Source organism: Microbacterium sp. MM2322, assembly GCF_964186585.1.
Classification (GTDB): Bacteria; Actinomycetota; Actinomycetes; order Actinomycetales; family Microbacteriaceae; genus Microbacterium.
This window is the reverse complement of record NZ_OZ075067.1, coordinates 1,398,029-1,411,396: the sequence shown is the minus strand read 5'-3', so window position 1 is coordinate 1,411,396 and position 13,368 is coordinate 1,398,029. Positions and strand designations below refer to the sequence as shown.

General features: G+C 68.5%; 11 protein-coding genes. 2 read left to right on the top strand and 9 right to left on the bottom strand.

Translation table 11 applies throughout. From position 1 onward, the window contains the following. Positions 1 to 45: 45 nt before the first annotated feature. From pepN to dut, 7 genes are all read right to left on the bottom strand, one after another. A complete protein-coding gene (pepN, locus tag ABQ271_RS06880; protein WP_349310728.1) occupies positions 46 to 2,565 on the bottom strand; it encodes an aminopeptidase N in 2,520 nt (839 codons plus the stop codon). A 32-nt stretch (positions 2,566 to 2,597) separates the two neighbouring features. After that, on the bottom strand, positions 2,598 to 4,565 hold the full coding sequence (gene dxs, locus ABQ271_RS06875; protein ID WP_349310727.1) for a 1-deoxy-D-xylulose-5-phosphate synthase: 1,968 nt from the start codon (positions 4,563 to 4,565) through the stop codon (positions 2,598 to 2,600). A gap of 74 nt (positions 4,566 to 4,639) precedes the next feature. Further along, positions 4,640 to 7,504, bottom strand: coding sequence for an aconitate hydratase (locus tag ABQ271_RS06870; protein ID WP_349310726.1), 2,865 nt, complete (start codon positions 7,502 to 7,504; stop codon positions 4,640 to 4,642). A gap of 149 nt (positions 7,505 to 7,653) precedes the next feature. Continuing rightward, positions 7,654 to 8,295: an LON peptidase substrate-binding domain-containing protein gene (locus ABQ271_RS06865; protein ID WP_349310725.1), complete on the bottom strand. Its 642-nt coding sequence runs from the start codon at positions 8,293 to 8,295 to the stop codon at positions 7,654 to 7,656. Positions 8,296 to 8,338: 43 nt separating this feature from the next. Further along, positions 8,339 to 9,115, bottom strand: a complete 777-nt coding sequence (locus tag ABQ271_RS06860; protein WP_349310724.1) for a DUF3159 domain-containing protein — start codon at positions 9,113 to 9,115, stop codon at positions 8,339 to 8,341. Continuing rightward, the gene (locus ABQ271_RS06855; protein ID WP_349310723.1) at positions 9,112 to 9,696 is read right to left on the bottom strand and encodes a DUF3710 domain-containing protein; all 585 of its coding nucleotides are present in this window, start codon (positions 9,694 to 9,696) and stop codon (positions 9,112 to 9,114) included. The genes ABQ271_RS06860 and ABQ271_RS06855 overlap by 4 nt, the downstream gene beginning before the upstream one ends. After that, a complete protein-coding gene (gene dut / locus ABQ271_RS06850; protein WP_349310722.1) occupies positions 9,693 to 10,142 on the bottom strand; it encodes a dUTP diphosphatase in 450 nt (149 codons plus the stop codon). Before dut ends, ABQ271_RS06855 begins: the two co-directional genes overlap by 4 nt. Before the next feature lie 12 nt (positions 10,143 to 10,154). Here dut and ABQ271_RS06845 point away from each other — a divergent pair, with 12 nt between their 5' ends. After that, positions 10,155 to 10,637 (top strand): DUF3093 domain-containing protein, encoded by a 483-nt coding sequence (locus ABQ271_RS06845; RefSeq protein WP_349310721.1) that lies wholly within the window; start codon positions 10,155 to 10,157, stop codon positions 10,635 to 10,637. Between the two features lie 18 nt (positions 10,638 to 10,655). On the opposite strand, the gene ABQ271_RS06840 is transcribed toward ABQ271_RS06845, so the two are convergent. After that, a complete protein-coding gene (locus tag ABQ271_RS06840) occupies positions 10,656 to 10,949 on the bottom strand; it encodes a DUF4193 domain-containing protein (protein WP_349310720.1) in 294 nt (97 codons plus the stop codon). Between the two features lie 218 nt (positions 10,950 to 11,167). Between ABQ271_RS06840 and sepH the strand changes: the two genes are divergently transcribed. Continuing rightward, positions 11,168 to 12,193, top strand: coding sequence for a septation protein SepH (gene sepH, locus ABQ271_RS06835; RefSeq protein WP_349310719.1), 1,026 nt, complete (start codon positions 11,168 to 11,170; stop codon positions 12,191 to 12,193). A 3-nt stretch (positions 12,194 to 12,196) separates the two neighbouring features. Here the strand turns inward: sepH and ABQ271_RS06830 are convergent, their stop codons facing one another. Continuing rightward, entirely contained in the window at positions 12,197 to 13,327 is a 1,131-nt protein-coding gene (locus ABQ271_RS06830) for an alkaline phosphatase family protein (protein WP_349310718.1), read from the bottom strand. Positions 13,328 to 13,368: the final 41 nt, after the last annotated feature.

Below are 13,368 nucleotides of genomic sequence, written 5' to 3'. Positions count from 1 at the left end.
ACACCGCGAAGCGGCCCCGGGAACTCCCGGGGCCGCTTCACCGTGTCAGGCCGGAAGCCCGGGCTGAGCGGCACAGACACGCAGGTCGCGTGCCAGGTGGTCGCGCTGCTCGGTAAGGATGCGGCGCAGGGAACCCGGGGCATCCGCGTTCGCCGCGAGCCAGGAGTCCACCGCTGACGTGTCGGTCGTCGACGGGAACAGTCCGCGCACGAGGCGTGCGGCGATCTCGATGCTCCGCGAGCGCCACGCCGGCAGGATCCGATCGAAGTAGTCGCCGTCGAAGGCGGCGATCAGTTCGCGGCTCTCCCCCGCCCGGATTCCGCGGATGGTCGCGTCGAGGTGATCGTTCGTCAGCGAGAGGTCGTCCCACGCCGCGTGCCATCCCTCGCGACGGACGGATGCCTCGGGCAGAGCCGCGAGGGCTGCGAGACGAGCCGTCCGGCCCGACGCCGTGGCATCCTGCGCGGCTTCCGCCTCGATCTCATCCACCCCGGCGTTCCCCGAGGACACGAGGCCGAACAGCCAGCCCCATCGCAACTCGGGGTCGAGCGGAAGTCCCGACGGAGCCGGTGTCTCGCCGGTCAGGATCGCCGTCATCTCGGCCGCCCGGTCGGCGCAGAGTTCCGCGGCACCGCCGACGGCGCGTGCCCAGATGAGCTGGGCGTCGGAGGCGGCCTCGGCGTCGCTCATCGCGCTCCACGCGCCCTCGAGCCACGCCGCCGCCGTCGCGACCCGCTCGGCTTCGGGAACGTAGTGACGGACGGCGAACGCCGCGTGCGCGAGCACGTCGGCGAGAAGAGCGGGATGCGACTCCCGCGGCGCGTGCTGCGCGGCGATGGAGAGGTAAGCGGATGCCGCGAGCTCGCCGTCGCGGGTAGCGTTCCAGAGCGCGGCCCACACCACCCCCCGCGCAACCGCGTCGGGCATGCTCGACAAGCCACGCGTCACGGCCGCGAGCGAACGGGGGTCGAGCCGCACCTTGGCGTAGGAGCGATCGTCGACGTTCGCGATGACGAGGTCGGCATCAGGCAGGACCGGCGCCTCCGCCACCGTGCGATCGCCGAACAGGTCGACGACCACGTTGCCGCGCGCCACGAGGCGGCCCTCCGCGTCGTCCCACAGACCGGTGCGAACGGTGTGCGGCCGCGCGATGTCCTGCACGAGGGCAAGCGGCTGACGTTCGACCGTGAGGGTCGGCAGCCCCGTCGTCTCCAGCCACGCGGCACTCCATGAGCGGAGGTCGCGACCGGACGCCTCTTCGAGGGCCGACAGCAGATCGCCGAGCGTCGTGTTGCCGTACGCGTGCGTCGCGAAATAACGCTGCGCGCCCCGGAAGAAGGCATCCTCGCCGACGAAGCCGACGAGCTGCTTCAGAACCGACGCGCCCTTGGCATAGGTGATTCCGTCGAAGTTCAGCTTGGCGGCTTCGAGGTCCGGGATGTCGGCGACGATCGGATGCGTCGTGGGGAGCTGATCCTGGACGTACGCCCATCCCTTCCGCCGGCTCGCGAACGTGACCCAGGCATCCGGGAACAAGCCGGTCGCGACGTTCGCGTGAGTCCCCATGAAGTCGGCGAACGACTCCTTCAGCCACAGGTCGTCCCACCACCGCATCGTCACGAGGTCGCCGAACCACATGTGCGCCATCTCGTGCAGGATCGTGTTGGATCGTGCTTCGCGCTGCGCGACGGTCGCCGCGCCTCGGAAGACGTACGCCTCGGTGAACGTCACGAGGCCGGGGTTCTCCATCGCGCCGAGGTTGTACTCGGGCACGAAGATCTGGTCGTACTTGCCCCAGGGGTAGTCCTGATCGAACGCGGACGTGAAGAAGTCGAGACCGCGGCGGGTGATGTCGAGGATCTCCTCGGCGTCGAGGTGTTCCGCGAGCGACGCACGGCAGAGGACGCCGAGATCGACGATCTGGCGCTCGCCCCGCCACACGCCGTCGACACGGTGGTAGGGACCGACCGCGACCGCCGTCACGTAGCTCGACAACGGCGGAGTCTCGGCGAATGACACCCGAACGCCGTCGTCCACCTCGACCCGTTGGGTTTCGGCTCCGCCGGAGAGCACGACACCGTCGGCGGAGGCAGTGACGTGGAAGGTCCACCGCGCCTTCAGATCGGGCTGCTCGAAGCAGGGGTAGACGCGGCGGCTGTCGGCGGGCTCGTACTGCGTGTAGAGGTACACGGCACCGTCGACGGGGTCGGTGAAGCGGTGCAGACCCTCACCCGAGCGGCTGTATCGGCCGCGGGCGCGAATCCGGACGGTGTTGTCCGCCGCGAGTCCGTTCAGGCGGATGCGGGCGCCGTCCCACTCGACGGGGCGCGTCTCGCCGTTGACCTCGACCTCGTCCACCGCGACTCCGAGGAAGTCGACCCAGGTCTCGTCCGCGGTCGATGCGAAGCGGAGCGTGCTCTGCGTCGCGAAATCCTCCCGGGACGGATCCGACGCCGACCGCACGTCGAGGTCGATCTCGATCGTGTCGACGACGATGACGGATGCCCGGGCCGCGGCATCCTCTCGAGTCAGGTTCTCGTCGCCGGGATGCTGCGCTGTTTCCATCCCTCCATGCTGTCACGCGGACAGCAGGGAGGTCAGTCGGAGCTGGCGTCCGACGGCCCGCGCAGTTCGATCTCGTGGGAGGCCCACCCATCGTCGTCGGTCGACTGGCGAGCGATGGGGACACGGGTGCCGAGGACCTGCGCCACGACGTCCTGAGCGATCTTCGAGGCGGTCAAACCCGCGTCCGCGAGGATCTGCTCCCGCGTTGCGTGATCGATGAACTCATCGGGCAGACCCAGCTCGTCCACGGCGGTCGACACGCCGGCCTCGCGCAGTACCTGACGGACACGCGTGCCGACCCCGCCGACGCGGATGCCGTCCTCGATGGTGATCACGAGCCGATGGGATGCCGCGAGCTCGACGATCGAGGGACGGATCGGCACCGCCCACCGCGGATCGACCACGGTCGCACCGATCCCCTGTGCACGAAGTCTGTTGGCGACATCGATCGCAAGATGAGCCATCGGCCCGATCCCGACGATCAAGACGTCCTCGGAACCGCTGCGGTACAGCACATCGGTGCCGTCAGCGAGACGCTCGACGGCCTCGAGAGCGTCGGGGACCGAGCCCTTCGGAAAGCGGACGACCGTCGGAGCATCCTCGACAGCGACCGCTTCGTCGAAGAGCTCGCGCAGCCGCTCCCCGTCGCGGGGCGCCGCGATGCGGATTCCCGGGACGAGTTGCAGCATCGCGAGGTCCCAGATCCCGTGGTGGCTCGGTCCGTCGGGGCCGGTGACACCCGATCGGTCCAGCACGAAAGTCACGCCCGCCTTGTGCAGAGCGACATCCATCATGACCTGGTCGAACGCACGGTTCATGAAGGTCGCATAGATGGCCACGACGGGATGGATGCCGCCGAACGCGAGACCCGCGGCCGACGCGACCGCGTGCTGCTCGGCGATGCCGACGTCGTACACACGGTCGGGGAACCGCTGCGCGAACGCCTGCAGGCCCGTGGGCCGGAGCATGGCCGCCGTCATCGCGATGATGTCTTCGCGCCGGTCGCCGGCGGCCACGAGCGCGTCGGAGAAGACGTCGGTCCACGCCACGGCATCCGAGGAACCGATCGGCTCCCCCGTGATGGGGTCGATCTTGCCGACCGCGTGGAACTGGTCCGCTTCGTCGCGACGCGCGGGCTCGAACCCGCGGCCCTTATCGGTGATCGCATGGACGATGACCGGAGCGCCGTAGGCCTTGGCGAGACGCAGGGTCTCCTCCATGGCATCAAGGTCGTGCCCGTCGACGGGGCCGAGGTACTTGATGTCGAGGTTGGAGTACAGCGCGACGTTGTTCGTGAAGCGTGAGAGGAAGCCGTGCGTTCCGCCGCGGACCCCGCGATAGATCGCCCGCCCGATGGGACCGAAGAGCCGCGAGACGTGCGCCGAACTCTGGCGCAGGGTCTTGTAGCTGTCGGCCGTGCGCACCCGGTTGAGGTAGCGCGCCATGCCGCCGATGGTCGGCGCGTACGAGCGACCGTTGTCGTTGACGACGATGACGAGGTTGCGGTCGTTGTCGTCGGAGATGTTGTTGAGGGCCTCCCACGTCATCCCGCCCGTGAGCGAGCCGTCACCGACGACCGCGACGACGTGCCGATCCTTGCGCCCGGTACGCGTCAGCGCGCGGGAGACCCCGTCGGCCCAACTCAGCGAGCTCGAGGCATGCGAGGACTCGACGACGTCGTGCGGGCTCTCGGAACGCTGCGGGTAGCCGGCGAGGCCGCCGCGGGAGCGCAGCTTGGAGAAGTCCTGGCGCCCGGTCAGCAGCTTGTGGACGTACGACTGGTGGCCCGTGTCGAAGATGATCGGATCGTTCGGTGAGTCGAAGACCCGGTGGAGGGCGATCGTCATCTCCACGACGCCGAGGTTCGGTCCGAGGTGCCCGCCGGTGCGGGACACGTTCTCGACGAGGAAGGTGCGGATCTCGTCGGCCAGGATGTGGAGTTCCTCGCTCGAGAATCGATCGAGGTCGCGCGGACCGGAAATTCCCTCGAGAAGACTCATGACGAGAGTCTACGTCCCCCCAAACGAGAGGACCCCGGCTCCACGCGGGAGCCGGGGTCCTCTTGACAATCAGGTCAGACCAGCGAGCGGAGCACGTACTGCAGGATGCCGCCGTTGCGGTAGTAGTCCGCCTCACCGGGGGTGTCGATGCGGACGATCGCCTCGAACGTGATCGTCTGCTTCCCCTCGGGCGAGAACTCGCTCGGCTCGGCGACGACGGTGACCGTCTTCGGGGTGACGCCCTCGTTCAGCTGCTCGAGGCCCGTGATCGAGACGATCTCGGTGCCGTCGAGGCCGAGCGATGCCCAGCTCTCACCTGCGGGGAACTGGAGCGGGACGACGCCCATGCCGATCAGGTTCGAGCGGTGGATGCGCTCGAAGCTCTCGGTGATGACGGCCTTCACGCCCAGCAGGCTCGTGCCCTTGGCCGCCCAGTCGCGCGACGAACCGGAGCCGTACTCCTTGCCGCCGAACACGACGAGCGGGGTGCCCTGCGCCTGGTAGTTCTGGCTCGCGTCGTAGATGTACGACTGCGGGCCACCGGGCTGGGTGAAGTCACGGGTGAAGCCGCCCTCGACGACCTTGCCGTCGTTGACCGCGGCCACGAGCTCGTTCTTGAGTCGGATGTTCGCGAACGTGCCGCGAATCATCACCTCGTGGTTGCCGCGACGCGAGCCGTAGGAGTTGAAGTCCTTCTGCGCGACACCGTGCTCCGTGAGGTACTGCGCGGCGGGGGTTCCGGCCTTGATGTTTCCGGCCGGGCTGATGTGGTCGGTCGTGACAGAGTCACCCAGGGTCGCCATGACGCGCGCACCGGAGATGTCGGTGACGGGCGCAGGCGAACTCTGCATGCCGTCGAAGTACGGAGCCTTCCGGACGTAGGTCGAGTTCTCGTCCCACTCGAAGATCGGTCCCGTGGGGGTGGGCAGGTTCTGCCAGCGCTCGTCACCGTCGAAGACGGTCGAGTACTGCTTGATGAACTGCTCACGCGAGATGGAGTAGTCGATGACCTCCTGCACCTCGTCGGGCGAGGGCCAGATGTCCTTGAGGAACACGTCGTTGCCGTCCGCGTCCTTGCCGAGCGCGTCCGTCTCGAAGTCGAAGTTCATCGACCCGGCGAGAGCGTACGCGACGACGAGGGGCGGCGACGCGAGGTAGTTCATCTTCACGTCGGGGCTGATGCGACCCTCGAAGTTGCGGTTGCCCGACAGGACAGCGGTGACCGCGAGATCGTTCTCGTTGATCGCTGCCGACACCTCTTCGATGAGCGGCCCCGAGTTGCCGATGCAGATCGTGCAGCCGTAGCCGACGGTGTAGAAGTCGAGGCCCTCGAGCGCCTTGTCGAGGCCCGACTTCTCGTAGTAGTCGGTGACGACCTTAGACCCCGGGCCGAGCGTCGTCTTGACCCACGGCTTGCGCTTCAGGCCCTTGTCGACGGCCTTCTTGGCGAGCAGGCCCGCCGCGATCATGACCGACGGGTTCGACGTGTTCGTGCACGAGGTGATCGCCGCAAGGGTGACCGCACCGTGGTCGAGGAGATACGACTGTCCATCGGGCGTCGTGACCTTGACCGGCTTGGATGCCGCGTGACGCCCACCGCTCGAGATCATCGAGGGAACGTGCTCGTGATCGTGCTGGTGCGAGACGCCCTCGGCCGAGACCGTCTCATGCTCGACGCCCGGGGCGGAGCCCGGGTCCGATGCGGGGAACGTGCCCTCGATCTCGACGGAGTCTTCAGCCGTGGCATCCGCGTAGTTGAGGATGTCCTTCTCGAACTGGTTCTTCGCCTCGGAGAGGAGGATGCGGTCCTGCGGGCGCTTCGGACCGGCGATCGACGGTACGACCGTCGAGAGGTCGAGCTCCATGAACTCGCTGAAGCTGAGCTCGCGCGACGCGTCGTGCCAGAGGGACTGCGCCTTGGCGTACGCCTCGACGAGGGCGACGGTCTGCTCGTCGCGACCCGTGAGACGCAGGTAGTCGAGCGTCACGTCGTCGACGGGGAACATCGCCGCGGTCGACCCGAACTCGGGGCTCATGTTGCCGATGGTGGCGCGGTTGGCCAGCGGGACCTGGGCGACGCCTTCGCCGTAGAACTCGACGAACTTGCCGACCACACCGTGCTTGCGCAGCATGTCGGTGATCGTGAGGACGATGTCGGTCGCCGTCACGCCGGCGGGGATCTCGCCGCTGAGCTTGAAGCCGACGACCCGCGGGATGAGCATCGAGACCGGCTGGCCGAGCATGGCGGCCTCGGCTTCGATACCGCCGACGCCCCAGCCGAGGACGCCGAGACCGTTCACCATCGTGGTGTGGGAGTCGGTGCCGACGCAGGTGTCGGGGTACGCGCGGAGCACGCCGTCGACCGTTCGGTCGTAGATGACCTTGGCGAGGTGCTCGATGTTGACCTGGTGGACGATGCCGGTGCCCGGCGGGACGACCTTGAAGTCGTCGAAGGCCGTCTGGCCCCAGCGGAGGAACTGGTAACGCTCGCCGTTGCGCTCGTACTCGATCTCGACGTTGCGCTCGAGGGCGTTCTCGGAGCCGAAGAGGTCGGCGATGACGGAGTGGTCGATGACCATCTCAGCCGGCGAGAGCGGGTTGATCTTGTTCGGGTCGCCACCGAGGGCGGTGACCGCCTCGCGCATCGTGGCGAGGTCGACGATGCACGGGACGCCGGTGAAGTCCTGCATCACGACGCGTGCGGGCGTGAACTGGATCTCGGTGTTCGGTTCGGCATCGGGCTGCCAGTTCCCGAGGGCCTCGATCTGCTCCTTCGTCACGTTCGCACCGTCTTCGGTGCGAAGGAGGTTCTCGAGGAGGATCTTCAGGCTGTACGGAAGCTTCTCGTAACCGGGAACGGTGTCGATGCGGAAGATCTCGTAGTCGGTGTCGCCGACTGTGAGTGTGCTCTTGGCACCGAAGCTGTCAACTGTGGACACGTGTGCTCTCCTTCGTCGGCGGGCGCGGCGTAAGCCGGCCCTCCCATCTTCGCCCCGTGAGGTCCCGGCGGCTAGTGAGGCGCGCCTTACCCTGGCGGGCGAAATTTATCTTGATATCAAGATACTCTACCCCGTCGGATGCCGCTTCCTCAGGCTTCCTCGTCACCCGGATCCACCGTGTCGGCCGCGCGGGCGATGAGGACCGGTGCCTCATCGAGGCAGAAGTCCATCAGCATGGTGAGGAGTTCGCGCAGGCTCGTGGCGCCGAGGAGGCGGAACCGGTCGTAGTCACCGAGCGGCGCGATGGCGGCCAGCTGCCATGCCGATTCGACGGGGTCGTCCGAGATCTCGGTGTCGGGATCCCACCGCGCTTCGTCGAGGACCGATGCCAGCGTCGCGACTCGCCGCACGACGCGTTCCGCCTCGCGCCGGAGCGGAGCGATCCCTTCATCCCAGGTCAGCGGCGCGACCGGAGTCACGTCGGCGATCGGATGCGGGTCGTCTGCACGCCAGCGGTCGACCGTGATCCGCTCGCCGCCGACGGCGATCACGAACAGATCCGCACTGTCGGCCTCCACTTTGACGATGCGCGCCAATGTCCCGAGCGCCGAACGCTCGTCTCCCCCGCCGGCCTCCAGACCACGCTCGATGAGGACGACACCGAACGAGGGGTCGTCCTCATCGAGCAGCCGACCCACCATGGTCAGGTAACGAGGCTCGAAGATCCGCAGCGCGAGCGGCGTGTGCGGGAAGAGCACACTCCCCAGCGGGAACATCGGAACGGCGTCCATACCGCTCAGTCAACCAGCCGCGAAGCCGGATCGGGCCGATCGGTCAGCTCTCTCCGGGGACATCGGCGCGTCGGGGATAGAGAGCCCGCACCGCGAGCCACGTCACCGCGACGAGAGGCGCGAACAGCGGCAGACCCATGACGAGCTTCAGGGTGCCGAGGGCCGCCGTCTGATCGGACAGATAGAGCGGAAGCTGAACGGCGAGGCGGGCGAAGAACAACGCCGCCCAGGCGATCGTGAGCCAGAAGAATGCGCGCCGCTTGCGGCGATCCGCGCGCCATGCCGTGCCCTCGTTCATGAGGAACCCGACGGCCAGACCGATCAACGACCAGCCGACGAGAGCGGAGACGAGGAGGACTGTCCCGTAGGCCGCGTTCGTGATGAGACCCGGGACGAAGTTGTCGACACCACGCCCGGTGAACAGGGCGAGCGCCGCCGCAGCGCCCGTCGCGACGAGCCCGCCGAAGGCAGCCGCCACGGGCGAGCGCTGCACCAGGCGGATGATCGTGAAGACGGCGGCGAGCCCGACGGACGCGACCAGCGAGAGCACCAGGTCCTGCGCGGTGACGGTGAAGAGCACCACGAACACGAGTCCGGGGAGTACCGACTCGGCGATACCGCGCCATCCGCCCATTGCGCGCCAGACGACGTGGCCCGTCGTCGCGTCATCGGTCGGATCCAGCCCGGCTTGTTTGGCTGCGCCGCCGAGCGCCTGACCGATGAGATCGGATGCCGTCGGTTCCCCCGCGGCAGGTGGCACGAGGTCCGAGCGCGAGACCCGGGGGTCTGCCGGCTCCGGACGGTCCGGCGACGTGCTCATGCGCTGCCGGGGGAAGCGGGCATCTTGAGAGGGATGAGGTCGCGCGGCGGCATCGGCGTCGTCCCGCGAACCACGACGATCGAGCGGAACAGATCCTCGACCTGCTCCGCCGCCGCGACGTCACTCGCCGCCGCGCCGCCGATCACACCGCGCAGGAACCAGCGCGGACCGTCGACACCGACGAAGCGTGCGAGGCGCTTGCCCGCCGCGCCGTCCGCGCCCGCCACGGGAACCTCGGCCAGGAGCTCAGGGCCGAGGGGGCCTTCGCGCTCTTCCACGCGCCCGCCCTGCTGGCGCACCTGTTCGCGGATCTGTTCACGGGTCTCTTCCCAGAGACCGCTCGAGCGGGGAGCAGCGAAAGGCTGCACCTGAAGGGTGGATCCTGCGTAGTCGAGGCCGACGGCAACGATCCGTTTCGTCTGCTCCTCGACTTCGAGCCGCAGGTTCAGCCCTTCGCGCGGGAGGACCTTCACTCCGCCGAGGTCGATGTAGGGCCGGACGGGGTTCGCCTCCGCCTCGTCGTAGGGGCCGTTCTCGGACCGATTGATCGGTGCCGACTTGGGTGCGAGCTCGTCGCTCATGCGGGTCGTCCTGTCGTATAGCCGGTGGATCCGAATCCGCCGTCGCCGCGCACACTGTCGGGGAGCGCGTCGACGGGGAGGAAGGTAGCCCGCGAAACGGGCATGACGATGAGTTGGGCGATGCGGTCGCCCGGGGCGACGTGGAACGCCTCCGACGCATCCGTGTTCAGCAGGGTCACCTTGATCTCGCCCCGGTAACCCGCATCCACCGTCCCCGGGGAGTTGACGACCGTGATGCCGTGTTTTGCGGCGAGGCCGCTGCGGGGGACGACGAATGCGACGTAGCCATCGGGCAGCGCGATGCGCACACCCGTGCCGATCAGAGCACGCTGACCCGGGTCGAGCCGCACCTCCTCGGTGGAGACGAGGTCGGCACCCGCGTCACCGGGGTGCGCGTAGACGGGCACATGAGCCGAGATAATGGGAACGTCCACGGTATCCATCACCCCCCGAGGCTAATGCACAACACCGACCGCACCGTCCCGTCCTCGTACCGCGAGCGGTTGAGCCCATCGCTGTGGCTTCTGGTCAGCGCTGCGGTCTGCGCGCCCATGGCGGCCGTGGTGTTCTCGCCGATCGACACGACGCTCGCCCTGGTGATCGGGCTTGCCGTGGGCATCGTGATCGTGTCCTCGCTGATCATCGCGGCGCCCGTCGTCGCGGTTCGTGACGGCGTCCTGCACGTGGGACGCGCCCACATCGACGTCGCGGACCTCGGCGATCCTGAGATCTTCACGGGCGACGCCGCACGCTCGGCGCGGGGTGGCGACCTGCGCGCCGACGATTGGCACCTGATCCGGGGCGGGATCGACGGTATCGTTCGGGTCCCCGTGTCAGACGACGACGACCCCGCGGCGCGGTGGGTGTTCTCGTCCCGCACACCCGATCGGGTGGCGGCGATGATCACCCGCGCACAGCGGGGTCGTCAGTCTCGCAGCTGACGCTGCGGTAAGCGCGGCTTACGCGGCGCACTCGGTGCAGATGGCACCGATCGAGGTCTGGTGATCGATCTGGGTCCGGTGCTTCACGAGGAAGCACTCGATGCAGGTGAACTCGTCCTCCTGCGGAGGCAGGACGACGACGTCGAGGTCGACGTCGGAGAGGTCTGCGCCGGGAAGCTCGAACCCGCTCGGGTTGTCAGAGTCCTCGACGTCGACCGAACCGGACATCTTGTCCGGGACGCGTTCCTTGAGAGCCTCGATCGACTCGCTGTCGTCTTCGGTCTTGCGGGGGGCGTCGTAATCCGTGGCCATTCGAGAACGTCTCAACTTTCGGGGTGGTGCAGTGGGGGCGGCCCGTTCGGGCGGCCATAGTTTGCATCACCTACCGGTGAATCGCAAATGGGCCGCCTGGCCGTCGCTCCCTTTCGGAGGGGCCACACCGCAAACTCGCGGCGCGCCCCGGATATTCCCGCCGGTGGCGCTGCTCCGTGACAGCATGAACGCACACGCTGGATCTGGAGGACGTCCGCATGGAACAGCTCAAAGTGATCGGCACCGAGGATGGTCGCCTCATGCTCGCGACCGACGACGGCGACCGCTTCTCGCTCGCCGTCGATGAGGCACTGCGCACCCACCTGCGCCGTCTGCAGCGAGAGGCCGAGCCCCGCACGACACGCCCGAACCCTCGCGACATCCAGGCTCACATCCGCGCCGGAATGACCGCCGAGGACGTCGCGCAGCTTCTGAACGTCCGCGTCGAGGACGTTCAGCGTTTCGAGGGTCCCGTGCTCGCAGAGCGCGAGCACGTCGTCGGTCAAGCCCTCGCCGTGACCGTCCTCATCGGCGGCGAACTCGACCCCGGCGCTCAGCCGACCTTCGGCAACGCGGTTCGCGCGAAGCTCACCGAAGCGGGCGCCACCGGTGAGCGCTGGACGAGCTGGAAGGACCAGAACGGCTGGACCGTCAAGCTCGAGTTCACCGTGGGCGAGGTCGAACACGATGCGCGCTGGTCTTTCGACCCGCGCCGCTCCTCGCTGGCTCCCCAGAATTCGGACGCCACCCAGCTGTCCCGCCAGGGATCACTCCCCGAAGGCCTCATCCCGCGTCTGCGGGCACTCGACTCTTCACCGCAGAAGGACGCGACGCGCTTCGACAGCGGCACTTTCGGCCCCCGTCTGGTCGCAGAGCCCGAGGCCGACCTGGAGTCGCCCGAGCCCCGGCCCTCGTCGTCGGCCGCCGTGCAGAAGGCCGCGATCAAGCGCGCGCCCGACGCCCCGGTGACCTCCGCCGAGACCGCTGACCTCCTCGAGGCCCTGCGGCGTCGACGCGGCCAGCGCGAACCCATGCCCGGCGAGCAGACGGAGGAGCGCTCCTCGACCCCCGTCGCGCTCTTCGACGCCCCCGAGCCGGAGGCTGAACCCACCCCGGCCGATTCCGAGAAGTCCGAGACCGAGGCCGCGTCGGAGCCCGCGCCGGAACAGACGCGGCGGCGCGGCCGCACGTCGATGCCCTCCTGGGACGAGATCGTCTTCGGCGCCCGGACGGAAGACGGCTGAGCCTCAGCCGAACGACCCCAGGCGCACGAGCGGAACGACGCGCTCCTGCTCAGTGAGCGAGCCGTGCTGGCCGATCATGTTCTGCGGCTTCTTGTCGGTCTCGCGATCGTCGTAGTACGCGACCGCGGAGCGAGCCGCGACGAGCACGTCGCCGATGCGGGGGAGCACCTCAGAGTCGGGTGACGGTCCGAACAGACCGGCGGCCACAGCGTGGTCGCGTGACATCACCCACGCTCGGGAGGACTCGGCATCCTGCCAGCGCCGGAGGACACCCTCAGCACGCCCGTCCTCGGCATAGAGATGCAGCATGCGCGGCTCGCCGCCGACGATGCGGACGCCTTCGACGAGCTCGTCGCCGTCCTGCAGGAGGATGTGGCGATGTCGCGGCACGTCGACGATCCCGTGATCGGCGGTCACGATAGCACCGGCGTGCGAACCGATCGCCGCGTCGAGGCTCCGCGCCGCGCCGTCGACGAGCTCCAGCCCCGCCGCCCACTCGTCGCTCTCCCAGCCGCGGGCGTGCGCGATCGTGTCGAGCTCAGGAACGTAGGCGTAGACGAGGGCTCCCGGATGCCGGAGCGCGAGGTCCGCGGCGCGTTCCACGCGCTCGGCGACCGTCGACGCACCGACGAACTCCGCGCCGCGCTGCAGGGCCCGGGTGAATCCCGTCGCGGCGTACCGCGGCTGGGAAACGACGAAGCACGGACGGCCCCCTGCCGCCTCACGCTCGAGGATCGGAGCGCTGCGTTGCCAGGTCAGCGGGTCGAGGCCGTCGCTCTCCCACCCCTTGAGCTGGTTGGGGGCGACGTCTGTCCCGGGAATGCGCACGCGGTAACCCACCAGGCCGTGCTGCCCCGGCATCTCCCCCGTGAGGAGGCTGGTGAGTGCGACTGCGGTGGTCGAGGGGAAGACGGTGCGAGCGGCATCCTTTTTCGTCATCCGGCCGGAGAGGAAACGCGCGTACCCGGCACGCGCGGTCAGGTTGGCTCGCCCCAACCCGTCGACGAGCAGAACGACGGCGGAACGAGCCGGCGGAAACCAGTCGCCGTGACCCTCCAGGGACGCCAGAATCTGCGGGACGACACCGGTGAGGCTCCGGGCCGACGGCGGGTCCACGGGTAGGCTGAGAGTCATCCGGGTCAGTCTTCCACACGGTGCTCCGCCGCCGTTCTGGC